Source organism: Streptomyces sp. CNH287 (assembly GCF_000424825.1).
In genome coordinates this window covers 74,978-100,280 of sequence record NZ_AUKQ01000006.1, presented here as the reverse complement: position 1 = coordinate 100,280, position 25,303 = coordinate 74,978, and the positions used below count along the sequence as shown (strand labels likewise).

The following is a 25,303-nucleotide window of genomic DNA, read 5'->3' as shown; positions in this document are numbered from 1 at the left end:
CGCCCGCTCATCCGCTTCCTGGAGGAACCGTGTTCATCGCCTACGTCGTCGTCGCCGTCCTGCTGTCGATCCTGCTGGTCTTCTCCGGCCGCAGCATGCTGGTCAAGGACAAGGACATCATGGAGACACTTGACCGGCCGGCCGTGCCGAAGAGATGGCTCCCCGTGCTGGCCCTGCTGAAGTTCACGGGCGCCGTGGGCCTGCTGATCGGCATCTTCTACCGGCCGCTGGGCATCGCCGCCGCGCTCGGTGTGGTGCTCTTCTTCATCGGCGCGGTCATCTCCCACCTGCGGGTCAAGGACGTCAAGGGCGCTCCGGTGCCGGTCCTCCTCGTCCTGCTGGCGACGGCCCCGGTGGTCCTCGGACTCGGCACGGTGTGACGGTGCGCGGAGTGCCGTGCTCCTCAGGCCCGCACGGGGACGCCGTGCGGTCCTGAGCGGGCTCGGCCATTGCATACGATGCGGGTGGTGTCCCGTTGTCACGGCCGCCGTGGACACGTGGACACAAGGGCTTGGGAAAGGATGCTTCGTGGCAGGCAGGATGGTGGAGAAGCGGGAGTCGATCATTCGCGGGGCCCGCACGGTCTTCGGTCGTGACGGGTACACGCGTACCAGCGTCGACGCGATCGCCAAGGAGGCAGGGGTCTCCACCCGGACGATCTACAACCACTTCGAGAACGGCAAGGCCGAGCTGTTCCGCATCATCGTCGTGGAGGGCGCGATCCAGATCCACGATGCGCAGCTCGACGTGATCGACCGCTGGCTGCGCAAGGTCACCGACCTGGAGGACGACCTCGTCGACTTCGGACGGGCCTGGGTCGAGCCGCTCGGCACCTTCCCCGATCACTTCGCACTGGTGAGGCAGTTGCGGGCGGAGGTGGGGCACCTGCCACCCGAGCTCCTGAAGGCATGGGAGAAGGCCGGGCCGCTGCGTGTCGAGCGCGCCCTCGGGGAGCGCTTCCAAGGCCTGGCGGACGACGGCATGCTGCAGACCGACGACGCGCGCCAGACCGCGGTGCACTTCCTCCAGCTGATCTCGGGAGAGATCATCGACCGCTCCTACTACGGAGCGCTGCCGTTGCCTCCCGAAGAGGTGAGCAGCCTCATCCGCTCCGGCGTCCGGGCCTTCCTGCGCGGCTACCTGCCGCACTGACCGGATCGTCGAGGCCGGGCGTGCCCGACGCCGGATGACGTTCACCTGACGTAACCGGGTCAACATGTGCATCGCCCTCTTCTGAGTCGCATCCCGGCAGCGACAAGGCTTACGAACACCGCGAAGGTCGACCACCTCCTCGCACGCGCACCGGTGTTGGGCACAGAGGGGCAGCCAAGTCGGGTTCGCGCGTACGCCGTCCTCGGCAGCACCTCCCACCTCACCGGTGCCGTCAACGTCACCAACCTGCCGAGACGCTGCGCGTCGCGGGCAATCTCCGGGCCTTCCCGCACCTGTGGGCGACGCACGCGACCTGGACCGCCTGCCCGCTTCCGGGACACCACCGACTTCGGCGCCTACCGCATGAGCCCGCCTCCCGAGCGGGCCGGCGGCGTCCGGCACATCGACGTCGACCCGGCGGACCTCGACCGGCGGTGAGGCTGCGGTGGGAGGCCGAACTCTCCTGTCTTTCGCCGCCGTCGTCCATCCCCGACATGAGCAACGATTGTTGCAATGATTGCCATGACTGTTGTACATTCAGGGCACATGATATCGCGTCAGTCAATGCAAAGAAGGCAGGACCTATGACCCGGATCGCCGTCATCGTCGGAAGCACTCGTCCCACGCGCCGCACCGCCGTCGCCGCTCAGTGGGTTCTCGAAGCCGCAGAACGCCATCCGGCCGTCAAGAACAAGGACGTCACCGTCGAACTGGTGGACCTGGTCGACTTCGACCTTCCTCACCTGGACGAGCCCGCGCCGGCGGCCTTCGGTGTGTATACCCACGAGCACACCAAGCGCTGGGCGGATGCCATCGCCGGGTTCGACGGCTTCGTCTTCGTCACCCCCGAGTACAACGCCTCCGTTCCCGGTTCACTGAAGAACGCCATCGACTTCCTGCACGGCGAGTGGGCGCACAAGGCGGCCGGCTTCGTCGGCCACGGCGTCCACGGCGGCACCCGTGCCGTCGAGCACCTGCGCGGTGTCCTGGCCGAGCTGAAGGTCGCCACGGTCAGCAGCCAGGTCGCCCTCTCCGCCTTCACCGACTTCGCCATCACCGACCCCGCCCTCCCCGGCGACATCACCCCCGGCGAGCACCAGGAGGCCACCCTCCACGAGCTGCTCGACGACCTCGTCCTTTGGGCCGAGTCCTTCGAGCAGGTCCGAGCGACGGTCGCGCAGAGGGCCGCGACCGAGGTCTGACACCGGCCGCTCCGGTTCGCCCCTGACGGCGAACCCATGCCCCTGAGGGGCCCCGGCCTCCGGGGCCCCTCCTCGGGCAGGATAGGAGGCCTGCCGAATCGGCCAGCTCAAGAGACCTCCCCTGTGACGATTGGCCGTTCGTTCGTCCTGGTCACCAGACCCGGGCGGGCTTGGACATTCAGACCCAGTGCGCAAAGAAGCGGGGATGTCGATCAGCCCCGGACCACCGCGTCCGGATAGTCGCTGTCCAACGCCGCCGCAGCCCACGGTACTTCCGGCGCAGCCACCGGACCAAGTAGGCGGCGATCCGTCTCAGAAGGGGAAGCAGGGCCGCAGCTCCCAGTGTCCGTGTGGCAGAACCTTGGGGAGCACACTGTCTACGAGAACCGGTGGGTGCGCGTGAACATGGCGGACGTCGCCCTGCCCGACGGACGCCACCTCGACCTCTCACCACCGCGTGTACTGGTCCGACACAGCCGAGCAGGTACGGGAAATCCCAGCGGACGCCATCGAGTCAGCACGCCGGAAATGGGTACCGCTGGACACCGTGCCCGACATGATCGAGCGCGGCGAAGTGAGGTCGGCCAACGCCTTGACCGCGCTACTCATGCTCCACCGGCAACGCGGCAACGTGTAGAACAACACTCCCGGCCCCTGACACGACCAAGGTGCCCCCGCCGCCACCCGGAAGGGCAGCAGCGGGGCTTGGTGATGCGGGGGTCAGGTGGGTGGCGGCAGTCTGATGACCAGCACCCCTCTCCACGATGTCTGTCACAGCGAGCACCCAAGGACTCTGCACGGCGGTCCGACGACACCACGTACCGGGACGTGTGAGCACGAGCCCTTCGACGACGAGGACGGAGGAGGGTCTTGCCGAGGAATCGCCCGAGGACTTATTGGTGACATCCCGCTGCGGTGTCACCGGCCCTGGCGTCTCCTGGTGCTGCCCCGGGTTCCGCGTATACAGGAGGGCCGAGGCGGGGAGGGTGGAGATGCACGGGTACGCTCCCCGCCATGCCCCCCGCAGCTGAGTCCGCCGCCCTTCTCCTCGAAGGACGCGGCCTCGACGCCGTGCTCGCCATGTTCGAGGAGACCGGGCTCTCCACCATCCACCGCATCGCCGCGCTTCGCGACGCCACCGGGCTGGGTCTCCAGGACGCCATGCGGTTCGTTCACCATTCCGGGCCGCTGACGCACGTCACAGCCGCACACCTCGCACTGCTCGCCGCGAATCCGGTGCTGCCCGGCCGGTACGGCGACCGAATCCGCGGCCTGTTCCTCGACGCGCTGATCCGAAACCGGCCGGAGCTCGGGCTTGCCGACGACGAGGACGGCATCCGGTTGGGCGCCGGCCAGGACAGCAGTACGTACGGATGGATGCCCGGTGACCTCGCCGCGCTCCGCCAGGCTGTCGAGGACCTCGCCGACCACCCCCTGGGAGGCCGCGTCACCCTCACTCCGACCGGCCTGCGCTTCCTTCCAGGGTGACTCCTTGTGACATGGACGAAGCTCGGACCATGCGGTCCGGCAGCGCCCAGGAGGCCTACGCGCTGCTGACCGTCCGCCAGTTGATCAGGATCGCAACCGCGGGTGGCCCTCGACGGCGCCACCGCCCGTACGTTCCCGCATCCGACCACGCACCGGCCCCGGAGCGGGTGTTCACGGGGTGTGTGCAGCAGGGTCGCGAGGCCGGTCGCGGGCCATCGTCCGGTCGAGCAGGACGACCGCGACGGTGACGGCGGCCAGGACGGCGCCCAGCCAGGGGATCGACGCGAGACCGGCACCGGCCCCCAGTGCGACGCCCGCGAGTACGGGGACGACGCTGATGCCGAGTTGGAACATGGAGACGGCGGTGGCTCCGGCGAGGGTGGGCGCCTCCGCCGCCACGGTGAACACCCGCCCGTAGATGGCCGGGTTGAGCACGAATCCGGCGACGCCCAGGAGCAGGACGAGGACGACGACCGAGACAGCCGACTCGGCGAGCAGGGCGAGCAGTATGGACGTGACGAGGATGCCCACGGCCCCGATCAGCAGTGCGTGGTGTGGTCGTCCGTCGGCGATCCGGCCGCCGACGGAGATGCCGACGAAGGCGCCGACGCCGAACAGGACGAGGATCGGGGGCACCCAGACGGAGTCGATTCCGGTGGTGTCCGTCAGGAACGCCGCGAGGTAGTTGTAGGTGATCATGTAGGCGGCCGTGCTGAGCAGGGTGGCCGCGTACACCACCCACAACTGCGGCTGCCGCATCGTGCGCAGTTCCCGCCGCACGCTGGGTTCCTCGGCGGCGCGGGTCGCGGGCACGGCGACGGCCGTCGAGATCGCGCCGAGAACGGTCAGGGCGACCACGGCCCAGAACCCGCCCCGCCAGCCCGTGAAGTGGCTGAGCAGCGCACCGGCCGGGCCACCGCCGACCATGGCGATGCTGAGCCCGCTGACGACCACGCCGGAGGCCCGCGCGGTACGGTCCGGGGTGACCAGCCCGATCGCGGTGACCGCGGCGACCGCCCAGAATCCGGCGTAGGCCAGACCTGCCAGGAAGCGGGTGACCAGCAGCACGGTGAAGTTGTCCGTCAGGATGCCGACGGCCACGGCGACGGCGAACACCAGCTGCGAGACCACCAAGGTGGTCCGGCGCGGCCAGCGCAGGGTCAGCACGGCGAGCGGCGGGCCGCCGATCACCACGCCGATGGCGAACGCCGAGATCAGCGCGCCCGCGGCGGACAGGGAGATGTCCAGGTCGTCGGCGATGTCCGGCAGTACGCCGGCGAGCAGGAACTCGGCGCTGCCCATCGCGAACAGGCTGAACGCGAGCAGATAGACCGCGAACGGCAGCCTGGCGCCCGCCTTCCCGGGACCAGTCTCGCCGGAACCCGCCTGCCCGGAACCCGCGTCGTGGACTTCGGCCTCGGCACTCATCGGCTGACACCTCCCGAGGGCCGGACGGACGGCTGCCGGGCGGACCGCGGCGGACGCGGAGGGGAAAGACACATGGGCGAACTCCTTGCTCGGATGGCTGGAGGACCGGTCAGAGCGGGTGTGCGCCGCTCATCACTGGTCGCCATGCTGAAATCGAGCGGGACGGAGGAGCAACATTCGTTGCTGATACCGGGACGCCGTGACAGCTTCCCGCTGGTGATCTCGCCGAGGAGTTCGCTGTTCGGGCCGAGGGGCGGCTCGCCGTCGACACGGCGGCGGCGCAGCCGCAGGACGTACGGACGGAAGGTGGCGTCGGTGCGCACAGGGAATCAGGCGCACCGGGACACCGTCGCCGTGAGGCGAGCGGCGGCAGCAGCCGGCGAGCCGCGCCGGGGTCACAGCCGCTTGGCGCTGCGCAGTGTCTTGGCGTAATAGCCGTTGCCGTCAAGCCGGGAGACGCCGCCGACGTCGCCGATGGTCGGCCCGTTGACCTCCTCGCGGCTGGAGACGAAGATCAGGTGGCCCTCGGTATCGTAGCCGAGCACCACACCGACGTGGTCGAGCCGCTCCTTGGTGCGGGTGTCCAGCTTGAAGAAGACGAGGTCGCCGGGCTGGAGTTGGTCGATGGCGGAGGGCCGGTCGTCGGCGGTCACCCCGGTCAGCGGGAGTACGTCCACGCCCTCGTCGGAGCGGGCCATGCCGTTGGCGGTGCGCGGCAGTCCGTCGCCGGAGGTGTCGGAGGACATCAGCGGGTAGCGGGCGCGGTAGCCGAGCACCATGCGTATGAAGCCCGAGCAGTCCAGGGCCTTGGCCCGCATGGCCTCGGGGTTACCTGTCCGGCCGTCGCGGAAGGGGTAGGCCTGGCTCAGGTAGTCGTAGAAATCGGACTGCTCAAGGCGCAGGTCGTCGCCCTCCTTGCCGGAGGTGTTCAGCGGCCCGAAGTCGGCGTCGCCGGCGTAGGTGACGCCCTGCTCGTCCTTCTTCGCCGGGGCGCCGGCCACGTACTGGAAGGCGATGGCGAAGAGGTCGGCCTTCTTGCTGTCCTCGAACTCGCGGTACCAGTTTTTGAACCACTTCGTCTTCTCGGCGCCCTTCTTCCAGGGCTCGGGCATCAGCCGCACCCAGTCCGTGGTGGAGACCTTGGAGGCGGTCGAGGCGGGTTCGACGAAGGTGCGGGCCGGGCCGGTGAGGGTGGCCAGGCGCGCCCCGTCGGTGAGGACCGCCCGGATCTTGCCGTCGCCGCCGCGCAGCACCGAGCGCGCGGGGTTCTCCAGCCGGGACCACTTGGCCTCGCCCTTGTCGCCGCCGCCCTTCTCGCCCTCCAGGACGCCGACGTTGCGGACCTCCGTCACCCCGGGGGCCTCCTGCTTGCGCAGTTCCAGGGTGAGGTAGCCGGAGGTCGCGACGAGCGCCAGCACCACGAGACCCGAGACGACGGGCCGTGACTTCTTCTTCCCTGCCATCGGTTACTCCTCGGTTGTTCTGGGGGCCGCCGGTCGGGCGGCGGGCTCAGACGGTGGGCATGATGCCGAGCAGCAGCCCGGCGGCGACGACGATGTAGGCGAGGAGCGTGACCGTGCCGGTGGCCAGGAGGGTGGCGCCCTTGGGCTGGCGCACCATCTGGTAGGCGATCAGGCCCGGCACGATGAAGCCGAGGGTCTGGTTGCCGTAGAGCAGCGGGAACTCCAGGGAGAGCAGGATCATCACCGTTGCCTGGAGCAGCACGCCGAGCAGCACCACCGAGGCGAACAGCCGCTTGCCGTAGAGGATCACCAGGCGCTGCATGATTTTGGTGCCGCCGTAGGTGAGGGCGGTGACGCCGACCACCATGGCCGCGCGCTGGACGTCCTCGATCAGCGTCAGGGCGAGCCAGCCCGGGGTGATCATCCCGCCGGGCGAGAGGTTGGTGGTGAGGTAGCACACCAGCGAGAAGAACAGCCCCACGGCGATACCCAGGGCGGCCATCTCGGGGGTCAGTGCGGCGGTGGTCAACGGGGTCTCCGGGCGTCGTCGTACGGCTCTTCGTGGGGCGGCTCTTCGTAGGGCGGCCAGGTGTGCTGGGCGGATTCGTACGGCTGCTGCCGCGGCGCGTCGGCGTACTGCTGGTACTGCTGGTACTGCTGCTGGGGCTGGTGCCGCCCGTGCTGCTCGTACTGCTGCGCTGTCCAGGCCGGGTCGCGGATCACCGGGATCTCCTGGGTCTGCGAAGCCTGGTAGCGCTCCTCGTACGCCGGGGGGTAGGAGGCGAACGGGTCCAGGCGGGAGGCATGGGCGGGGGTCGCCGCAGCGGCGGGGCCAGGGGTGGCCTCGTCCGCGCCGCTCTCGTCGGCGGGGAGGTCGGCGAGGTATTCCAGCAACTCCTCGCCCTGGCCGTGGATGTTGCCGATGGCCACCAGGGAGGAGCCGTCGGACATGCGGCCGAGCAGGGCCGGCATGAACTCCTCGGCGGGCCGCTTCTCGCCGCCCAGGTCGACCGTCCGGTCCCGCCACTCGGCGGGGACGGCGTCGATGGCGCTCTTGGCCGGGTGCCCGATGACGAAGACGTGGTCGGGCTGGAGGTCAGGGATGATCTCGCCCATCTGCCCGTTGCGCTCGACGCGGTCGGGGCGACAGTTGATCACCACGTTCAGGGGGCGGCGGACGGCACCGAGGTCGAGGAGCTGGTTGATGTTCATCAGCGTCGACTCGGGGTCGTTGGCCGCGAAGACGTTGGCGAAGGCGAGCCGCTTGCCGTCGGGGGCCACGTAGCGCTCCACGGAGAGCACGCCCGGGTCCGGCGGGGCGTCGTACATTCCCTGGAGGGCGACCTCGCGCTCCACCCCGAGCAGGGCGGCGACGACCAGGGCGATCGCCACGTTCTCCTTGAAGGTGAACCAGCTGAATCCGCGCAGCTCCTCGCCGCTGACGGTCTCCGGGTCGGCGTAGATCAACTGGCAGTTCCGGGCGTCCGCCTCCTCCTGGAGGATGGAGAAGCGCTCCTTCTCGGCGGTGACGCAGATGCCGTCATGGGGCATCGAGCGGCACAGCGAGCGGGCCACGTCGTCGAGGGTGGGGCCCATCTCGGCGAGGTGGTCCTCGCGGACGTTGCACAGCACACCGATGGTGGAGCGGATCAGTTTGCTCTGGTTGACCTCCTGGAGCGCCGGCATCACGGCCATGCACTCGATGACGAGCGCGTCGGGCCGGTAGGTGGCGGCCCGGCGGACGATGCCGATCTGCTCCACCACGTTGGCGATGCCGAACTTGCGGTAGACCGGCTCCTCGGTGGCGTCGGGGTGGATGAAGCGGGCCGCCGTCCCGGTCGTCTTGGCGACGGTGACCAGGTCACCGCCGCGAAGCGCGCCCGCGCACAGGCGGGTGATGGAGGACTTGCCGCGGATGCCGTTGACGAGCACCCGCGAGGGGATGGTGTGCAGCGCGGCGTAGTGCCGGCGCTGCTCCACGATGCCCGCGACGAACAGGAACAGACTGCCGGTCAGCACGACGAAGTAGAGATAGAGCACGCCTGGTCACCTTCCTCCGGCGCCGGGCCGGGACTCGGCGGGCCTGCGCGCCTGGTGGAGCCGGCGGGCCTGCAACTGCTGGCGAATCAGTTCGAGGCTCCGGACGACGGCGCCCACCTCGTCCTGGTAGATGGGGTAGTGCACGCTCTTGAGGTCGCCGTCGGCGAGCTTCTCGGCGTTGGCCGCCAGGGCCCGCAGGGGGCGTACGACGACGAGGTGTGTCCAGCCCAGGCAGACCACGATCAGCGCGAGGCCGAGCAGACCGGCGAGCACGCTGCGGTCCTCGCGCTCGTAGGCGGTGATCTCGAAGTCGTCGGCGTTCTGCCAGCTCACGACGGTCCAGCCGAGTTCGGAGGCGACGCCGCCGCCGGTGAACGGCGCCGCGGCGGCGACGGTGACGGAGCCGCTGTCCCGCAGGAGCAGGCCGTTCTCCACGGGCCCGGTGCCCACGCGCACGTTGCCGGCGCGCACCAGGTCGGGCAGCGCGTCGTCGGGCAGCCCTTCGAAGGCGAGGAAGCCGTCGTTGGCGGCGAGGGTCCGCACGTCGGCGTCGACGATCCGGACCTCGCCGAGGCCGGGCCGCTTCAGCAGCGAGTTGAGGAACTCCACCCGCACCTCGCCGACGAGGGTGAGGTCCGACTCCTCCGGCACGGGCGCCCCGACCTGGACGACGGGCCTCTTCCCGCCCTTGCCCGAGACGCGCACCAGTGCCCGGTCCTTCCTCGCGCTCCACTCGTGGGGGTCGCCGCCGACCCGGGCGACGAGGTCGCCGCCCTCGCCCACGACGTACAGCGCCTGGTAGCGGGTGTGCTCGCGCAGGGCGTCCGTCAGCAGCGTCTCGGTGGCGGCGCGGTCGTCGGGGTCGAGCAGGCGTGAGGTGGCGACGAGGTCGGCCTGGGCCTCGTTCAGCGCCCGGCGGACCCGGTCGGCGACCAGGTCGGTACGGTCGCGCTGGTCGTTGACCATGGTGGCGGGGATGCTGACGGTCCCGTCCGTACGGTTGAGCAGCAGACCGACCGGGACGCACCACAGCAGCAGGAGCACCGCCGTCAGCGCCAGCGGCCCGCGCACGCCGCCCCGGAGCCTGCCTGCCGGGCGGGCCGGGGTGGCGCTCGCGCCGCCGAGCTGGCCGCGGGTGCGTTCCAGCGCCGCGCCGATGCGGGCGGCCTCACCCCAGCGGGGCACCGTGACGGGGCGGACCAGGTCGCCGCGGGCGAGCCGTCGGGACTCCAGGAACAGGGCGATCAGCGGACGCTGCACGGTCACCCACAGCACGGTGACCGCGAGCAGGCCGAGCAGGACCAGGCCGCCCGCCGCCAGCAGGCCGAAGAGCTGCCGGCTGTCCTCGGTACCGGCCTGCTCCTGCACCACGGGGAGCATGGCAACGACCGTGAGGCCGAGGCCGGCCGCGACGCTCTCCCCGTCCTCCGGGTCGGAGGCGGCGAGGGAGGCGTATCCGGCCGTGGCGACGCGGCCGTTGTAGTCCTCGCCCAGCAGGGTTCCGCTGACGCCGGGATAGCCGCGGGAGCCTGGCTCCCGGGCGCTGAGGGGATTCTGCTCGCTCTCCTTGGCTGCCCGGTCGGACAGGCGGGTCATCTGCTTCTGGAGGAAGGCGAGTTCCTCGCGCTCCGCGTCCGAGTTGAGCGTCTCGGACTGCTCGAAGCCCGCGGTGGCGAGGACCTCGCCGCCCCGTGCGACGACGGCCATGCTCCGGAAGGGGCCCAGGTTGATGGCGGGCACGGACAGGCTGTTGGAGGCGATCAGCAGCTGCTGCGCTCCCCCGTTGCCTTCCTTCCCCTCCTTCCCCTCCAGCACAGCCATCGTCATCAGGCGCACGTCACCGGTCTCCAGCCGCACCATGCGCGGGGTGAGCGCCTGATCGCCGGTGAGGACGTCCTCGTCCAGCCAGGCGAGCGGGATGCGCTCCCCGCGGGCGGCCAGCACCTTGCCGCTCTCCAGGTCCAGGACGGTGGTGCCGGTCCACTTCTGGTACGCCTTGCCCAGGTCCGACAGCACGCGCTCGGGGGCCGTCCCGCCGCCCGCGTTCAGCGCGGTGGCGGTGCGTTCGAGGTCCGTGACCCGCTCGTCGATCGAGGCGCGCAGGGCGATGGCCCCGTCCTGGGCGAAGTACTCCTGAGAGGTGAGCACCGCCTTCGGTACGACCGGGTCCGCGCTCGGTCCCAGCACCTTGGCCGTGAGTCCCGCGAGGGCGAGGACCAGCACGAACAGCAGCGCGATCGGCGGCCGGACACCGCCCAGCAGCGGCATGTCCGCGCGTCTGCGGCTGCGCCGTCGGCCCTTCGGCACGGGGCGCATGGCAGGAGTCGAGGTCACCGGTCTTCTTCCTTGGTCACTGCGGATGCTCAGCGCTCGCGGGAAGCACCGTGGCCGCGAGGCGGCGGGACAGCGTCACAGAGAGGACTGACGAACGCCGGCAAGGTTGCATCCGTCGGCATGGGCGGAGGTGTGGTCCTGATCACTCCTGCGGCGCCAACCGCTTCAGGCCGTCGCCGCCGGGCGCGCCGCGGTTGTAGAGGAAGCCGCGGGTGCGGTCCTCGGCCAGCCGGTAGCGGGCGATCCGGTCGTCGGACAGCCCTTCGGGGTCCTCCAGCACCCGCTGGACGTCCACCACCCGCAGGTCCTCGACCGCGCCCGCGGGCGCCTTCTCCCCGGCCTCGAGTTCGGGCGGGATGTCCATCAGCGTGGTGCGGTAGCGGGCGGAGACGTCCCAGCCGTCGGCGGTCTCACGGAACTCGAACCAGCCGACGGCCCCCTCCTCGGTGAGCCCGGTCGGTGAGGAATGCCGGGCCACCTGGTTGCCGAGGCTGTAGGCGACCCAGGTGCCGTTGACCTTCTGGATCGGCTGGACCACGTGGGAGTGGTGCCCGATCACCAGGTCGACCCCGGTCTCCTCGGTGATCCGCTGGGCCAGGCGCAACTGCGGGACGCTCGGCTCGTTGTAGTGCTCCAGGCCCCAGTGCAGGGAGAGGATCACCACCTCGGCACCTTTGTCGAGGGCCCGTTGCTCGGCCTTCTTGACCTCGTCCGCACTGGAGCGGTTGAAGGCCCAGCTCTCCTTCTCGGGCGTCGGGTTGAGGAAGGACTCCCAGGAGTAGGAGAGGTGGGCGACCTTGACGCCGTTGACTTCGCGGATGTTGGCCTGCGCCGCCTCCTTCGGCGTACGCGCCGACCCGGTGTGCCCGAGACCCTCTTCGTCCATGGCGTCCAGCGTGCGGCGCACCGCTTTGAGCCCGTGGTCGAAGGTGTGGTTGGAGGCCGTCGAGCAGGTGTCGTACCCCACGTCCTTCAGGCTGGTCAGAATCTGCGGCGGGACCAGGAACTCCGGGTACCCCTCGAACGGCCCTTCGGGCTTCCCGACGGGCGTCTCCAGGTGGCAGATCGCCAGGTCGGCCTTGCTGATCACGGGCTTGAGCCCGGCGAGCAGCGGCCCGAAGTCCAGTCCAGCCTCTCCGCGCCCGGTCTCCTCGGCGTCCGCGGCGGCCTGCTCGACCAGTTCCGGATGGATCAGGACATCACCGCCCGCAGCGACGGTGAAGCTGCGGCCGTCGGCCTTGGAGCGCGTCTGTGCGTTCCCGGAGCCGCACGACACGATCAGGCCGGTGGCTATCGCCAGTGCCGCGAGCAAGCGACCTCTATGGAGAGACTTACGGAATGTCACCACGTAATATTTGCATGCCCCTAACAAGCGATCGCCGGATTGCCATCACGAGACGGTCACTTTTTCTACGCATTTCCGCGCAAATAGGTTTGCTCCTGACTTTGTTCGGCTGCCAGGCCGACACGTCCCCGACGTCGGAGGACTCCGCCTCGCGCGCGGGGGAACTGGTCGACCTGCGCAGCCGCATCCTCGGCTGGACGGCGACGTTCCGCGCCGACTCTCCCTACACTCCGCCCAGCCAGGCGCAGCGCGCGCGGCTGGCGAACGCCGTCGGGAGCCTCCTTGCGGGCGACGCCAAGGAGGCGGAACGGCAGCTCGCGCCGCTCGGCCTGGGACTCACGCGCCTCACCGACACCGACTCCGGCCGCCGCTACGACGAGATCGCCGCCACCGGCAACGGCGAGAGCACCCGCTGGGGCCGCCTGTACCTGAACGCCGACTCCGCCGTCCGGTGGAACGCCCAGGTCCCGCACCCCGTCTCCGACCGTTCCACCGAGGCCCTCGGCGTCCGGCTCCTGGAGGGCCATCCCGGCGGCGCCCTCGTCCTGGCCGGCGCGCACCGCCGGGCCGGCCAGGACGAGGGCGCCGCCGACGCGGCCCACCGCGAGGACAGCGCCTTCCACACGGTCGTCGTGGAGTTGCAGAAGCGCGGCGTGCCCGGTGTCCAGCTGCACGGTTTCGCCGACTCCGCCGACCGCCCCTACGACGCCGTCGTCTCCACCGGCGCCGTCGAGGCCGCGCCCGCCGAAGTCGCCGCCATGGCCGACCGCATGGACGACGACGGGCTGCGGGTCTGCCGGGCGTGGGCGGCACGCTGCCCGCTGGAGGGCACGACCAACGTCCAGGGCCGCACGGCCCAGCGCGAACACGCCGGCTTCGTCCACCTCGAACTGGCCCGGCACGCCCGCGCGGACGACGGCCGCGACACCCAAGAGGCCGTCGACGCGCTCGCCGGGCTGGTGGCGGCGTGGAACGAGGACTGAGCGGTAGAGACGCGGCTCACACGCGGTGCCGGGGCGCCCATGTCACATTCCGGCCCGCTCGTGGCATCCCATGCACGAGCCCCGCACCTCGCGCCACGCCGTACGTCCGGCGCGGCGCCCCTCCGCAGGGCCGACACCCGACCAGGAGACCGGAGGGGAGACCCCATGTCCTTCGACGATGTCTGGGCCCAGCACACCGCCGCCGCCACCGCCCGGCGGCCCGCCCAGCTCGACCAGGCGCCTGCGGCCGGAGGCGCCGCCGGCAGTGGCAGCGGCCGTGACGGCGACCTGTTCCTGCTGCGCGACGAGCGGACGGCGTCCACCTACATCGAGGAGACCCTCGGCCCGGCCGTGACCCGGGCCGGGACCGGCGCGGACACGTCGTCCGAGGCCGTGGCCGGCGGCGGCCACCACGCCAGCGCCTCGGGCGCGGGGGCGCTCGTCGGCTGGGAGACCCCGGCCGGGCTCACGCACTGCCTGAAGGAATGGGAGCGGCAGTTGAAAGCGCTCAGCGACCGGCTGAACGGGGAACGGAGGTCCATACGGTCCAGCTTCGTGGTCTTCGCCGCCCACGAACACGGCCTGAAGGCGGACTTCGACACCCGCCACGGCGGCGCCTTCGCGCGCAGTCCCCTCGCGGATCTGTGAGGAGCGGCGACATGGCACTCACCTACTACGACGTCATGCACGCCGATCTCGCCACCCTGGCGGAGGCGGCCAAAGCGTGGAAGGCCATGGGGACCCGTTTCGGCGAACTGCGGACCGACTACGAGACCCATGTCAAGAATCCGGTCTCCAGCGCCTGGGGCGGGCTGACGGCGCAGGAGTTCGAGCGGTCCTCCACCGTCACCTTCCACGAGTTCCTGGGTGCCAGGAACCAGGCGAAGGCGATCGGCCGGCTGCTCGACGACGCCCACACCCAGCTGAGCGCCCTCAAGAGGAAGGTCGTGGAGGCACGGGACGCCGCCGCCGAGGCGCACATGAAGGTCAGCTCGGACGGCAGCTGCGCCTGCGACCTCACCAAGGTGAGCGAGGAGGAGTCGGAGTGGCTGACGGCTCACCCCCGCGCCCGGCAGGAGCTGGAGCAGCGCTGGACCGCGCACGTCAAGGACGCCGTCCAGGCGGTCTCGGACGCGGACCACGGCGTGAAACTCGCCCTCAGATCCGTCACCGTGGACCGCGACGGAAAGGGCTCCTCCCGCGGCTTCAACAGCCAGGCCAAGGGCGACGTCGAGCAGTACGAGGGAGAGCGCGGCGCGGACCTGGGCACGAAGCTGAATTCCGGCGAGAAACTCTCCGCGCAGGAGGTCACGGAGTTCCGGCGGCTCATGCGCGACAACTCCGGGAACTCCGCCTACAGCCGGACGCTGCTCAACTCCCTGGGCGCCGACGGTGTCTTCACCCTCACCAACTCCCTGAACGACCCGTTCTCCCACAAGGGCGACCCCCAGCGCAGGAGCCAGTACCTGGAGCTGTCCAAGGCGCTCGCCACCTCGCTGGACTCGGCCACCCGCGAGCCGCGCCGCGCGGACTACCTCAGCGGGCCGTCGTACGACCGCGCGCGGGCCCGCTGGGAAACGTTCTACCAGGACTGGCGCACGGACGTGCGGGAACAGGGCGTCCTCCCGCAGGGGCCGAAGCGGTTCCTGCTCCAGGAGCAGGTACACGGCTATCAGAGCCTGGCGACCCTCATGCGCCGGGGTGACGGCTTCTCGGAGCGGTTCCTGCACGACATGACGGACGACGTGCTGGCCGCCCAGCACCAGGACCTGGGTGCCTGGGGCGACCCCGACGGGAACGACTGGGTCGCGCACGACCCGGTGGACACCCTGCTGGAGGTGATGAGCCGGCAGCCGGGCGCGGCCACGTCGTATCTCGACCCCGCCGCCGCGCCGCACGCCTCCCTGCCCGGTCTGGAAGGCGAGGAGGGCGGGCAGAACAACCGTCTCGCGCACCTCGTCAAGCGCTCCCAGTTCGACGGATTCGGCTTCATCGGCGGCCCGGAGTTCACGCACGAGGGATTCGGGGCCGCGCTGGAGGCGGCCAGTACGGGCCGGGTGCCCGGCGCTGCGCCGCCGGAGTCGATCGGCCCGCACGATCCGGCGGAAATCCGGGTGATGGAGGCGATGGTGACCGAGTACGCCGAGGTCACCCGCGTCGACCAGGGGGCGATGCCCGAGGGCGTCCGGGGGAACATGGCGGCGGCTCTCTCCGCCTATCCGGAGGACGTGCACGAGATCCTCGGAAAGCGGGGGGACTATCCCACCGGTGCGAACGGTCTGGACATCGAGCACAAGGCGCTGACCCAGTTCATCCGGGGCGCCTCCGAGGACGCCGACGCCTTCAAGGTGATCCACGACTCGCAGGTCTCCGAATCCGCCCGCCGCATCAGCGAACTGGACCGCGGTGATTTCACCGCCCGTCCCTCCGGCCAGAGCCCCGACAGCGCCGTCGGCACCGCCGAGGAGAGCGGCCGGACGCTGGGGGTGATCGACCGGGTCCGCGCGGACGTGCTCGGAGATCACCGGAGCGACGAGGAATTCCAGAACAACTGGGACGCCAAGCTCAAATACCACGAGATCGGTGCTCCGATCACGGGCTTCCCCTATGTCGGCGACGCGGCACAGCGCCTGGTCGACGTCTGGACGAGCGACCAGGCGAACGACGCGAACGCCGAACTGTCCGGCAGAACCTCCGACCAGCTCATCGACCTGTTCGCCGGGGACGAGAAGAAGACCACTCAGACTCTGCTCCGTGCCCGGGCCGACGAACTCGGCATCTCCCAGGAAGAGGGGCGCACCACGGGCGGGCGGCCCCAGGAGGTCTTCGGCGCAGCCGACACGGGCTACAACAGCGGCCTCGGCCGGGCGGAACGCGAGACGGGCGACACAGAGTGACCAGACCGTCCCGAACGGTTCACGCCGGGTGATCCGAGGCGCGAACTGTCACAGCAACCGGCCGCCCGGTGTCTCCAGACCGAACCCCCTGAACGGAGGAGGCACCATGCCCGAGAACACCGAGGTGGTCGTGGTCGGCGGCGGATACGCGGGCGTCATGGCCGCGAACCGGCTGACGCGCCGCGACGACGTGACCGTGACCGTGCTCAACCCGCGCCCGGCCTTCGTCCCGCGGCTCCGCCTCCACCAGCTGGTGGGCGGCTCGCACGACGCGGTCGTCGACTACCGCGAGGTCCTGGCCCAGAGGGTGGGCCTGGAACTCGACACCGCCACCCGGATCGACGCGGCCGGCCGCGCGGTCGCCCTGGCGAGCGGGCGCACCCTCGGCTACGACCGCCTGATCTACGCGGTGGGCAGCCACGGCGCCGTACGAGACGTGCCCGGGGCGGCCGAGTACGCCCACCCGGTCGCGACCCTGGAGGCGGCGCGGCACCTGCGGTCGCTCCTGGACGCCACGCCCGCACCGGCCCCGGTGACGGTCGTCGGCGCGGGACCGACCGGCATCGAGACCGCAGCCGAACTGGCCGAAGGGGGCCGCCGGGTGACCCTGGTCTGCGGCGGCGACCTCGGCCCGTACCTGCACCCCCGGGCTCGGCGCACGGCCGCCAGACGGCTCGCCGGACTCGGTCTGACCGTGCTCGACGGCCCCGGCACGAAGGTCACGGCCGTGACCCAGGACGCCGTGCGCCTCGGTGACGGCCGCGAGGTGCCGAGCGCGCTGACCGTGTGGACCGTCGGCTTCGGCGTGCCCCAACTGGCCGCGCACAGCGGGCTGAGCACCGACGCCGCGGGCCGCCTGCTCACCGACGAGACGCTGACCAGCGTGGACGACGAGCGCATCGTGGCGGCCGGGGACTGCGCGGCGCCCTCCGACCTGCCGTTCCGGATGAGCGCGTACGCCGCGGGCTGCCTGGGCGCACACGCCGCCGACACGGTGCTCCACCGGATCGCGGGCGAGCGGCCCGCGCCCGTCAACCTGTCGTTCCCCGCCATGTGCGTCAGCCTGGGCCGCCACGGCGGCATCTTCCAACTCGCCCACAAGGACGACACCGCCATGAGGTTCTACCTCGGAGGGCCCGTGGGCACGAAGCTCAAGGAGCTGTCCTGCCGGGCCAGCGTCAAGCATCTGGTGGACGAGGCACGCAAGCCCGGCTCGCACTCCTGGCCCAAGGGCGAGCTGCGCCGGAAGGTGCTGCGCGAGAGGCGCGACGGGCACGACGGCCACGGCAGGCACAACGAGCCGTCGGCCGCCGCCGGGCGGGACTGAGGGCTGCCCATGATGCGTGGTGGATCAGCGCGCGGCGTCAGCCGCGGTGCCCCGCAAGGCGAGGGAACGTCCGCATACTGGGTGTATGCGGAGGTTCCGGCCACGCAGGGGGCGCCTCCCGGCGAAGCCGGGGCGGGAGGTGCCGCAGCTGACGCCGCGCGCCCGTCAGGCGACCGAACCGAGCGAGGAGAAGAGGGCACCACGCCATGACCGAGCACGCCGCCGACCCGGCGACCGCGACCTTTGTCGCCTACCGCAACCTGCTCTTCACCGTCGCCTACGAGATGCTCGGCTCGGCCGCCGACTCCGAGGACGTCCTCCAGGAGACCTGGCTGCGCTGGGTCGAGGTCGACCTGAACCAGGTGCACGACCAGCGCGCCTACCTGGTCCGGATCACGACCCGCCAGGCGCTCAACCGGCTGCGCACGGTCAAGCGCCGCCGGGAGTCTTACGTCGGCTCCTGGCTGCCCGAGCCGCTGCTCACCACGCCGGACGTGGCCGAGGACGTCGAACTCGCCGAGAGCGTCTCGATGGCGCTGATGCTCGTCCTGGAGACGCTGGCGCCGACCGAGCGGGCGGTGTTCGTGCTGCGCGAGGTCTTCGACGTGGCCTACGACGAGATCGCGGCGGCCGTCGGCAAGAGCCCGGCAGCCGTACGGCAGATCGCGCACCGCGCCCGCAGACACGTCGACGCCCGGCGCCCCCGCCGGAAGGTCTCCCCGGGCGAGGCGCGGGCGGTGGTGGAGTCCTTCCGCCGCGCGCTGGAGTCACGGGACCCCCAGGCCCTCCTGGACGTACTGGCCCCCGACGTCGTCGTGGTCAGCGACGGCGGCGGGCTGCGGCAGGCCACACCGCGCCCGGTGCACGGCGCCGACACGCTGGTCCGCTTCTACCTCGGCGGCTCCAGCAAGGTCGAGGCGACGATCACCTGCACGTCCACCGTGGTCAACGGCAACCCCGGACTGGTCCTGCGCCTGGACGACGAGATCGACGGCATCATGGCGATGCGCGTCGAGGACGGCCTCATCACGGGCGTCTACTACGTCCGCAACCCCGAGAAGCTGACCCGCCTCGCCGCCGAGACCGCGCTCACCCTGCGGTGAGCACGGCCTCGGCGGGCTCAGCCGAGTTGCCGGGTGAAGAACCGCACCGTGCTGTCCAGTTCGCGGGCGGGGAGCTGTCCGTGCGTGCCGGGGTAGGCGTGGAGCGTCTTCTCTTCGGAGGCCAGGGCGTCGAACAGGGCCAAGGCGTCGGCCCGCGGTACCCGCTCGTCGTCCCATTGCAGCAGGAACTCCACCGGCACGGTGATCCTGGCTGCGGCCGAAGCCAACGCCGAGCCCGAGCCCGAGCCCGCCGCCGCCCCGCCCAGGCCCAGCACCGCCGCGCGGACCCGGGGCTCGGCGGCGACGAAGGGAACGCCGAGCCCGCACCCCAGCGACACCCCCCAGTAGCCCACCGGGCCGGTGCCGACGTGCGCGAGTTCCCGGACCGCCGCCAGAACAGCCCGCCACTCCGGGACGGAGCGGCGGGCCACGAGCGCCTGGAACCCGGCGATCAGCGGGGCCAGTTCCTCGCCGGCTGCCACGCGTGCCTGGTTCTTCGCGGCGATCCGGTCGTACTCCTCGTCCGTGGGACGGTCGCCGTGGCCGGGCACGTCGACCGCCACCACCGCGAAGCCGCCGTCGAGTACGAGACGGCGCGCGCGGGTCGCGATGTCCGGGGACTTCTTGTGCCGGCCGCCGCCGTGTCCCAGCAGGACCAGGGGTCGCGGACCTGTGGCACCTTCCGGCGTCCACAGTGCCCCGGGAATCTCATCGAGGGTGAAGAGCTGTTCGCGGACGCCGTCGGAGGAGGACGAGGGAGAGGGAGAAGTGAGGCGCATGGCGTGTCCGGCCTTTCGGGATGCCTTGTGCGGGCACTCCCCGAGCCGTGTGAGAGAGGGAGTCCCGACCTGTCAGAGCGTGGATCGGTCTCACCTCCTCGGTGCGCGGCGTACGGCGCCGCCGAAAGTACCATGGTGGCGAGCGTGTGGAGGAGAGCGTGAACAACGGTGTGTACGTGGGCAACGCGGGCGAGGACGCGGCCCTGGACCGCGGATGGCTCCTCGGGCACTTCAAGGACCCCGGCGACCCGCGGCACAGCGAGGCCGTGGAGATCAAGTGGGGCGTCCACCCGCGCGGCGACGAGCGGGCGGAGTGGGTCAAGGGCGAGGAACGCACTGCCCTGCTGGTCCTCATCAGCGGTCGCTTCCACGTCGAACTCCCGGGCCGCAGCGTCGTCCTGGAGCAGCGGGGCGACTACGTCGTGTGGGGTCGCGGAGTGGACCACTCGTGGTACGCGGCGGAGGAATCGGTGGTGTTGACGGTTCGCTGGCCGTCCGTACCGGGTTACGCGGTGGCGGGCGCGGACGAGGATCGCGGCGCATCGGCGGAAGAGCGTGCGGCGCCCGGGCGTTGCCGTCCGGCGTGAGGATCAGCGATGCCGCCAGGGTGAGCGGCGCGAGTGCCGGTGCCGCCTGCGGCTGACGCCACGCCGAGCACGCACGGCCTCGACCCGTGGCGCTGAGGGCGGCCCGCCGGGCGCCGCGGAGCGTGCGTGCGGTGCGGAATGCGCTCGACAGAGGGGGGCGCGGCAGAGTGTGATGGCCCCGGCCGCCCGCCGCACGGAGCGGGCCGAGCACAGGAATCGCACGTGATGACCCCGAACACCTCGGACACCCGTCCCGACATCGATGCCGCACTGGTCAGGCGCCTGGTCGACACCCAGTTCCCGCAGTGGGCGGGGCTTCCGCTGCGGCTGCTCGAACCGGCCGGCTCCGATCATGTGATCTACCGGCTGGGCGGAGAGCTGTCCGTGCGGCTCCCCCGCCACGCGGGAGCGATCGGGCAGGCGAGGAAGGAGTCCCGGTGGCTGCCGCGGCTCTCCCCGCACCTGCCCCTGGCCGTCCCGGTGCTGGAGGGGGTGGGTGAGCCCGGGTCCGGCTATCCGTGGCCATGGGCGGTGTCCCGCTGGATGGACGGCGAGGTGGCGACCGTCGAGGCGTTGGCGGACTCCACCGACGCCGCTGTCGGACTGGCGCAGTTCCTGGCCGCCCTCCAGCGGCTCACGCCCGGGGAGACCGGCGAGGACCTCACCGGAGCGCCGCTGTCCGACCGGGACGGTGAGACGCGGGCCGCGATCGCCGAGTTGGGCGGCGTCTTCGACGCCGAGGCGATGATCCGCCTGTGGGAGGCGGCGCTGAGCGCGCCCGGGTGGCACCGCCCGCCGGTCTGGTTTCACGGCGACTTCCACACCGGCAACCTGCTGACGGTCGACGGCCGCCTCAGCGCCGTCCTCGACTTCGGCGAACTCGGCATCGGCGACCCGGCCCCCGACCTGACGATCGCCTTCACCCTGATGACCCCTACCAGCCGGGCCGTCTTCCGCGACACGCTCGGCGTGGACGACGCCACCTGGCTGCGGGGCCGCGGCTGGGCCCTGGCCACCGGTCTGAACGCCTACACCTGCTACGCCGCCGTCAGCCCCCGCGTCGCCGCGCAGACCACCCGGCAGATCACCGCGGCCCTGCTCGGCTGAGCGCTGTGCCGTCAGCCACGCCCCCTGGGGCCTGGCGTCACATGTCGGCTGCTGTGCGACGCCTGGCACGTGCGAGCGACGACGGCGTGCCGGTCGGGTGCGACCGGCACGGCTCTTCGCGGCGTCAGAATCCGACGGCTTCGCGGAGCAACAGGACCGTGCCGCGCCCCGGCCGGTGTTCCGCGTGGAGGAGGAGCAGGCGGTTGACGGCGCTGGGCGCCCCGTACGCCTCCTGGGTGCGGGCGCTCTCCAGCGGGAGGCAGTGGTCCTCGACGCGCCGCAGCGCGGTCTCCAGATCAGGCACCACCTTCTGCGCCCCGACGATCCAGATCGCCCGGGCCGCGCCGCCCGCGTAGGCGGGAAGCTGGCTTCCGCTGCCGGAGGCGACCACGAGGGAGCCGGTCTCGGTGACGGCGGCGACGCTGCCCAGGACGACGTCGGGGCTGGCGAGCAGCCGTCGGATGTCGTCGGCGCGGGTGGCGCGGTCCATCGCCAGCACCTTTGGTTTGAGGGCCTGGTAGCGACCGCCGGTGTTGACGTCCTCCTCGATGCCGGAGAGGCGGAGGGTCTCGCTGGCCGAGGTGAACACGCTGGTGCCCTCGTCCAGCAGCTCGCCCACACGGGTACGGGCGGCAGCGGCGTCGTCGAGGATTTCTACGGCGAAGCCGCGGGCCGTCAGCGCGGCGGCGGTCCGCTCCAGGCTCCGCTCAGAGGCCGGTTCGGTGAACACCGGCGCGGAAGTCGAGGTGGTCATGGCTTCTCCTGGGCTGCTCGGGACGGGGTGGTGCGGTGTGGGGCGGGCGGGGTCGGTTCGCTGGGGCGCCGATCCCGTCAGGGGGCTGGTGTCCGCGTACCTGATCTCGTAGACCCGTTCGGCGAACCGCCAGCCGTCCGGAGTGCGCTGGTAGCGGTCGTGGTAGAGGGCGTAGTTCAGCCCTTGGCGGCCGTCGAGGTCGCGCCCCAGTTCCTGGAGGTAGGCGCGGCCGGTCGCGGTGTCGCCGTCGAGCCGGATCACGCCCGGGTGTGTGGTCTGTACGAAGAAGTCCCACCGCGCCTGGAGCTGCTCGCCCCCGGTGCGGATCGCCTCGCGGCCGATCTGCTCGACGGGGATGTCGGGCATCCGCAGCACGCCGTCCGGGGTGAACAGCGACGCCAGGCGTGCCCGGTCGCGCATCATCACCGCGTCGGTGAACTCGCCGCGCAGCGCCTCGATCCCGACGCGGTCGGCGAGGGCCTGAAAGTCGCTCACCGGTTCACGCCGCCTCGTGCCGGGGCCGGTACGCGGTGCGGCCGGGCCGCCATGGGACGGTGCTGCGGGAGGCGTCCGTGCCCGTCCGGGCACGCTCGCGGGACGGGGAGGCGGGGCATGCGATCACCGGGTTCCTGTTCGCCGTGGTGGGTGTGCGTCTCAGCCGTACGACAGCGCGGCCCGGTGGAATGTGAGGTGGGCGCCCCGCCTCACAGATCGGTGCCCTGTCGTGTCGGACAGGTGAGGCAGACGCGACCGAGGGAGCCGGCGACACGATGGAGACCAGGACCGAGCAGGGGAACGTCCGGCCTGATGCGAGCCTGAACGCGATCATGGGTGAGCGGCGGCAGCTGATCAATCTCGCCTACCGCCTGCTGGGCTCCCTGACCGACGCCGAGGACGTCGTCCAGGAAGCCTGCACCCGCTGGTACGCCATGACCCCCACCGAACGCGAGGCCATCACCTCCCCCGGCGGCTGGCTCACCACCGTCACCAGCCGCATCTGCTTCGACCTGCTGCGCTCCGCACGCGCCCGCCGCGAAAGCTACGTCGGCGACTGGATTCCCGAACCCCTCCCCGACCACACCGAACGCACCCCCACCCCCGGCAGCACCACCACCGACCCCGCCGACCACGTCACCCTCGACGAATCCGTCAACATGGCCTTCCTCGTCGTCCTCGACTCCATGACCCCCGCCGAACGCGTCGCCTTCATCCTCCACGACGTCTTCCGCTACCCCTTCGCCGAAGTCGCCACCATCGTCGGCCGCAGCCCCGCCGCCTGCCGCCAACTCGCCTCCTCCGCCCGCCGCCGCCTGCGCACCGCCCAGACCCCAGCACCACCCCCCGCCCAACGCACCCAAACCGTCCGCCACTTCAAACAAGCCTGGGAAGCCAAAGACATCCACGCCCTCATCAACCTCCTCGACCCCGACGCGACGGGGCTCGCGGACGGCGGCGGCCTCGTCACCGCGGCGACCCGGATCACCCGTGGCGGCGAGGAGATCGCGCGCTACCTCCTGGCCACCGTCGAGCGGGTGCCCGCGCAGACGATCCTGGAGCGCACCGTCAACGGCCAGCCCGGCCTGGTGGTCCAGCAGGACGGGGTCACCCGCTCGGTGCTGGCGTTCGACGTGGTCGGGGACCGGATCACGCGCATCTGGGCCGTACGCAACCCCGAGAAGCTCCGCCCCTGGACGGTGGGCTGACCCGCGCCGGGGCCGCAGCGGGGGCCGCACGGGGGACCGTACCGGGAGCACATTGCATGATCATGCGGAGTCATGCATAATCTTCCTATGTCTAAGGTTCTCACCTCCCTGCCCGCCGGCGAGCGCGTCGGCATCGCCTTCTCGGGCGGCCTCGACACCTCCGTCGCGGTCGCGTGGATGCGTGACAAGGGCGCCGTCCCGTGCACCTACACCGCCGACATCGGCCAGTACGACGAGCCCGACATCGCCTCCGTCCCCGGCCGCGCGAAGACCTACGGCGCCGAGATCGCGCGCCTGGTCGACTGCCGCGCGGCGCTGGTCGAGGAGGGGCTGGCCGCGCTGACCTGCGGCGCGTTCCACATCCGCTCGGGCGGCCGTGCGTACTTCAACACCACGCCGCTCGGCCGCGCCGTCACGGGCACCCTGCTGGTACGCGCGATGCTCGAGGACGACGTGCAGATCTGGGGCGACGGCTCCACCTTCAAGGGCAACGACATCGAGCGGTTCTACCGCTACGGCCTGCTCGCCAACCCGCAGCTGCGGATCTACAAGCCCTGGCTGGACGCGGACTTCGTGACCGAGCTGGGCGGGCGCAAGGAGATGTCGGAGTGGCTGGTCGCGCACGACCTGCCCTACCGCGACAGCACGGAGAAGGCGTACTCCACCGACGCCAACATCTGGGGTGCCACGCACGAGGCCAAGACCCTGGAGCACCTGGACACCGGCGTGGAGACCGTGGAGCCGATCATGGGCGTGCGGTTCTGGGACCCCTCGGTCGAGATCCCCGCCGAGGACGTGACGATCGGCTTCGACCAGGGCCGCCCGGTGTCGATCAACGGCAAGGAGTTCGCCTCCGCCGTCGACCTGGTGACCGAGGCGAACGCGGTGGGCGGCCGGCACGGCATGGGCATGTCGGACCAGATCGAGAACCGGATCATCGAGGCCAAGAGCCGCGGCATCTACGAGGCCCCCGGCATGGCCCTGCTGCACGCGGCGTACGAGCGCCTGGTCAACGCGATCCACAACGAGGACACCCTCGCCCAGTACCACAACGAGGGACGCCGTCTGGGCCGGCTGATGTACGAGGGCCGCTGGCTGGACCCGCAGGCGCTGATGGTGCGCGAGTCGCTCCAGCGCTGGGTCGGCGCGGCCGTCACCGGCGAGGTGACGCTGCGGCTGCGCCGCGGTGAGGACTACTCGATCCTCGACACCACCGGCCCGGCGTTCAGCTACCACCCGGACAAGCTGTCCATGGAGCGCACCGAGGACTCAGCGTTCGGCCCGGTGGACCGGATCGGCCAGCTCACCATGCGCAACCTGGACATCGCCGACTCGCGCGCCAAGCTGGAGCAGTACGCCGGACTCGGCCTGATCGGCGCCGCCGGTCCCGCCGTCGGCGCCGCCCAGGCCGCCGCGACGGGGCTGATCGGCACGATGCCGGAGGGCGGCGCCGAAGCCATCGCCTCCAGCGGCGAGGTCTCCGCCGACGAGGAGATGCTGGACCGCGCCGCGATGGAGTTCGGCACGGACTGAAGCGTGCCGCCGCCGGTGGCCCGCGCCGGGTGGCGGGGGTCACCGGGGGCACCGGCGGGGTCACCCGCGGCGGAGCAC

At 71.3% G+C, this 25,303-nt stretch carries 21 protein-coding genes and 1 pseudogene; 14 read left to right on the top strand and 8 right to left on the bottom strand.

The window, feature by feature from the left end:
• Positions 1–29 precede the first annotated feature (29 nt).
• From H299_RS0109795 to H299_RS0109775, 5 genes and pseudogenes are all read left to right on the top strand, one after another.
• Positions 30–380, top strand: coding sequence for a DoxX family protein (locus tag H299_RS0109795; RefSeq protein WP_027748271.1), 351 nt, complete (start codon positions 30–32; stop codon positions 378–380).
• A gap of 148 nt (positions 381–528) precedes the next feature.
• Complete coding sequence (locus H299_RS0109790) at positions 529–1,152, top strand: TetR/AcrR family transcriptional regulator (protein WP_486587219.1); 624 nt, start codon at positions 529–531, stop codon at positions 1,150–1,152.
• Between the two features lie 584 nt (positions 1,153–1,736).
• Positions 1,737–2,354 carry an NAD(P)H-dependent oxidoreductase gene (locus H299_RS0109785; protein ID WP_027748269.1) on the top strand — a complete coding sequence of 206 codons (618 nt, stop codon included), beginning with the start codon at positions 1,737–1,739 and terminating at the stop codon, positions 2,352–2,354.
• A gap of 405 nt (positions 2,355–2,759) precedes the next feature.
• Positions 2,760–2,991 (top strand): annotated as a pseudogene (locus H299_RS40365) (NUDIX hydrolase).
• A 377-nt stretch (positions 2,992–3,368) separates the two neighbouring features.
• Positions 3,369–3,842 carry a hypothetical protein gene (locus H299_RS0109775; RefSeq protein ID WP_027748267.1) on the top strand — a complete coding sequence of 158 codons (474 nt, stop codon included), beginning with the start codon at positions 3,369–3,371 and terminating at the stop codon, positions 3,840–3,842.
• 171 nt (positions 3,843–4,013) lie between these two features.
• Here H299_RS0109775 and H299_RS0109770 read toward each other — a convergent pair whose 3' ends face one another.
• The 6 genes from H299_RS0109770 to H299_RS0109745 all read right to left on the bottom strand — a co-directional run bounded on the left by H299_RS0109770 (position 4,014) and on the right by H299_RS0109745 (position 12,419).
• Positions 4,014–5,270, bottom strand: coding sequence for a Cmx/CmrA family chloramphenicol efflux MFS transporter (locus H299_RS0109770; RefSeq protein ID WP_027748266.1), 1,257 nt, complete (start codon positions 5,268–5,270; stop codon positions 4,014–4,016).
• Between the two features lie 395 nt (positions 5,271–5,665).
• Positions 5,666–6,733, bottom strand: a complete 1,068-nt coding sequence (locus H299_RS0109765) for an NlpC/P60 family protein (RefSeq protein WP_027748265.1) — start codon at positions 6,731–6,733, stop codon at positions 5,666–5,668.
• A gap of 46 nt (positions 6,734–6,779) precedes the next feature.
• Positions 6,780–7,262 carry a poly-gamma-glutamate biosynthesis protein PgsC/CapC gene (locus tag H299_RS0109760; protein WP_027748264.1) on the bottom strand — a complete coding sequence of 161 codons (483 nt, stop codon included), beginning with the start codon at positions 7,260–7,262 and terminating at the stop codon, positions 6,780–6,782.
• Positions 7,259–8,773, bottom strand: coding sequence for a poly-gamma-glutamate synthase PgsB (gene pgsB, locus H299_RS0109755; protein ID WP_027748263.1), 1,515 nt, complete (start codon positions 8,771–8,773; stop codon positions 7,259–7,261). Before pgsB ends, H299_RS0109760 begins: the two co-directional genes overlap by 4 nt.
• A gap of 6 nt (positions 8,774–8,779) precedes the next feature.
• Positions 8,780–11,041, bottom strand: a complete 2,262-nt coding sequence (locus H299_RS0109750) for a HAMP domain-containing protein (protein WP_027748262.1) — start codon at positions 11,039–11,041, stop codon at positions 8,780–8,782.
• Positions 11,042–11,249: 208 nt separating this feature from the next.
• Positions 11,250–12,419, bottom strand: a complete 1,170-nt coding sequence (locus H299_RS0109745; protein WP_027748261.1) for a CapA family protein — start codon at positions 12,417–12,419, stop codon at positions 11,250–11,252.
• Positions 12,420–12,541: 122 nt separating this feature from the next.
• Between H299_RS0109745 and H299_RS0109740 the strand changes: the two genes are divergently transcribed.
• The 5 genes from H299_RS0109740 to H299_RS0109720 all read left to right on the top strand — a co-directional run bounded on the left by H299_RS0109740 (position 12,542) and on the right by H299_RS0109720 (position 18,762).
• On the top strand, positions 12,542–13,435 hold the full coding sequence (locus H299_RS0109740; RefSeq protein WP_078512603.1) for a hypothetical protein: 894 nt from the start codon (positions 12,542–12,544) through the stop codon (positions 13,433–13,435).
• A gap of 165 nt (positions 13,436–13,600) precedes the next feature.
• Positions 13,601–14,083 (top strand): hypothetical protein, encoded by a 483-nt coding sequence (locus H299_RS0109735; RefSeq protein WP_027748259.1) that lies wholly within the window; start codon positions 13,601–13,603, stop codon positions 14,081–14,083.
• A gap of 11 nt (positions 14,084–14,094) precedes the next feature.
• Entirely contained in the window at positions 14,095–16,332 is a 2,238-nt protein-coding gene (locus tag H299_RS0109730) for a DUF6571 family protein (protein ID WP_027748258.1), read from the top strand.
• 106 nt (positions 16,333–16,438) lie between these two features.
• Complete coding sequence (locus tag H299_RS33165; RefSeq protein ID WP_051262288.1) at positions 16,439–17,659, top strand: FAD-dependent oxidoreductase; 1,221 nt, start codon at positions 16,439–16,441, stop codon at positions 17,657–17,659.
• A 206-nt stretch (positions 17,660–17,865) separates the two neighbouring features.
• Entirely contained in the window at positions 17,866–18,762 is an 897-nt protein-coding gene (locus H299_RS0109720) for an RNA polymerase sigma-70 factor (protein WP_027748257.1), read from the top strand.
• A gap of 17 nt (positions 18,763–18,779) precedes the next feature.
• Here the strand turns inward: H299_RS0109720 and H299_RS0109715 are convergent, their stop codons facing one another.
• Positions 18,780–19,541: an alpha/beta hydrolase gene (locus H299_RS0109715; protein WP_027748256.1), complete on the bottom strand. Its 762-nt coding sequence runs from the start codon at positions 19,539–19,541 to the stop codon at positions 18,780–18,782.
• Positions 19,542–19,699: 158 nt separating this feature from the next.
• Here H299_RS0109715 and H299_RS33160 point away from each other — a divergent pair, with 158 nt between their 5' ends.
• Entirely contained in the window at positions 19,700–20,128 is a 429-nt protein-coding gene (locus tag H299_RS33160; protein WP_051262340.1) for a hypothetical protein, read from the top strand.
• A gap of 225 nt (positions 20,129–20,353) precedes the next feature.
• Positions 20,354–21,235, top strand: coding sequence for an aminoglycoside phosphotransferase family protein (locus H299_RS0109705; RefSeq protein ID WP_486587218.1), 882 nt, complete (start codon positions 20,354–20,356; stop codon positions 21,233–21,235).
• Between the two features lie 124 nt (positions 21,236–21,359).
• Here H299_RS0109705 and H299_RS38210 read toward each other — a convergent pair whose 3' ends face one another.
• Entirely contained in the window at positions 21,360–22,484 is a 1,125-nt protein-coding gene (locus H299_RS38210; protein ID WP_078512602.1) for an LUD domain-containing protein, read from the bottom strand.
• Positions 22,485–22,759: 275 nt separating this feature from the next.
• Between H299_RS38210 and sigJ the strand changes: the two genes are divergently transcribed.
• Together sigJ and argG are read left to right on the top strand one after the other, a co-directional pair.
• Positions 22,760–23,692, top strand: coding sequence for an RNA polymerase sigma factor SigJ (gene sigJ, locus H299_RS0109690; protein ID WP_027748254.1), 933 nt, complete (start codon positions 22,760–22,762; stop codon positions 23,690–23,692).
• Positions 23,693–23,779: 87 nt separating this feature from the next.
• Positions 23,780–25,225, top strand: a complete 1,446-nt coding sequence (gene argG / locus H299_RS0109685) for an argininosuccinate synthase (protein ID WP_027748253.1) — start codon at positions 23,780–23,782, stop codon at positions 25,223–25,225.
• Positions 25,226–25,303 lie beyond the last annotated feature (78 nt).

Excerpts from the sequence above, each read along its gene's own strand:
- H299_RS0109785 (WP_027748269.1), top strand. The coding sequence starts at position 1,737 with ATGACCCGGATCGCCGTCATCGTCGGAAGCACTCGTCCCACGCGCCGC.
- H299_RS0109775 (WP_027748267.1), top strand. The coding sequence starts at position 3,369 with ATGCCCCCCGCAGCTGAGTCCGCCGCCCTTCTCCTCGAAGGACGCGGC.
- H299_RS0109770 (WP_027748266.1), bottom strand. The coding sequence starts at position 5,270 with ATGAGTGCCGAGGCCGAAGTCCACGACGCGGGTTCCGGGCAGGCGGGT.
- H299_RS0109765 (WP_027748265.1), bottom strand. The coding sequence starts at position 6,733 with ATGGCAGGGAAGAAGAAGTCACGGCCCGTCGTCTCGGGTCTCGTGGTG.
- H299_RS0109750 (WP_027748262.1), bottom strand. The coding sequence starts at position 11,041 with ATGCCGCTGCTGGGCGGTGTCCGGCCGCCGATCGCGCTGCTGTTCGTG.
- H299_RS0109735 (WP_027748259.1), top strand. The coding sequence starts at position 13,601 with ATGTCCTTCGACGATGTCTGGGCCCAGCACACCGCCGCCGCCACCGCC.
- H299_RS0109730 (WP_027748258.1), top strand. The coding sequence starts at position 14,095 with ATGGCACTCACCTACTACGACGTCATGCACGCCGATCTCGCCACCCTG.
- H299_RS33165 (WP_051262288.1), top strand. The coding sequence starts at position 16,439 with ATGCCCGAGAACACCGAGGTGGTCGTGGTCGGCGGCGGATACGCGGGC.
- H299_RS0109720 (WP_027748257.1), top strand. The coding sequence starts at position 17,866 with ATGACCGAGCACGCCGCCGACCCGGCGACCGCGACCTTTGTCGCCTAC.
- H299_RS0109715 (WP_027748256.1), bottom strand. The coding sequence starts at position 19,541 with ATGCGCCTCACTTCTCCCTCTCCCTCGTCCTCCTCCGACGGCGTCCGC.
- H299_RS0109705 (WP_486587218.1), top strand. The coding sequence starts at position 20,354 with ATGACCCCGAACACCTCGGACACCCGTCCCGACATCGATGCCGCACTG.
- sigJ (WP_027748254.1), top strand. The coding sequence starts at position 22,760 with ATGGAGACCAGGACCGAGCAGGGGAACGTCCGGCCTGATGCGAGCCTG.
- argG (WP_027748253.1), top strand. The coding sequence starts at position 23,780 with ATGTCTAAGGTTCTCACCTCCCTGCCCGCCGGCGAGCGCGTCGGCATC.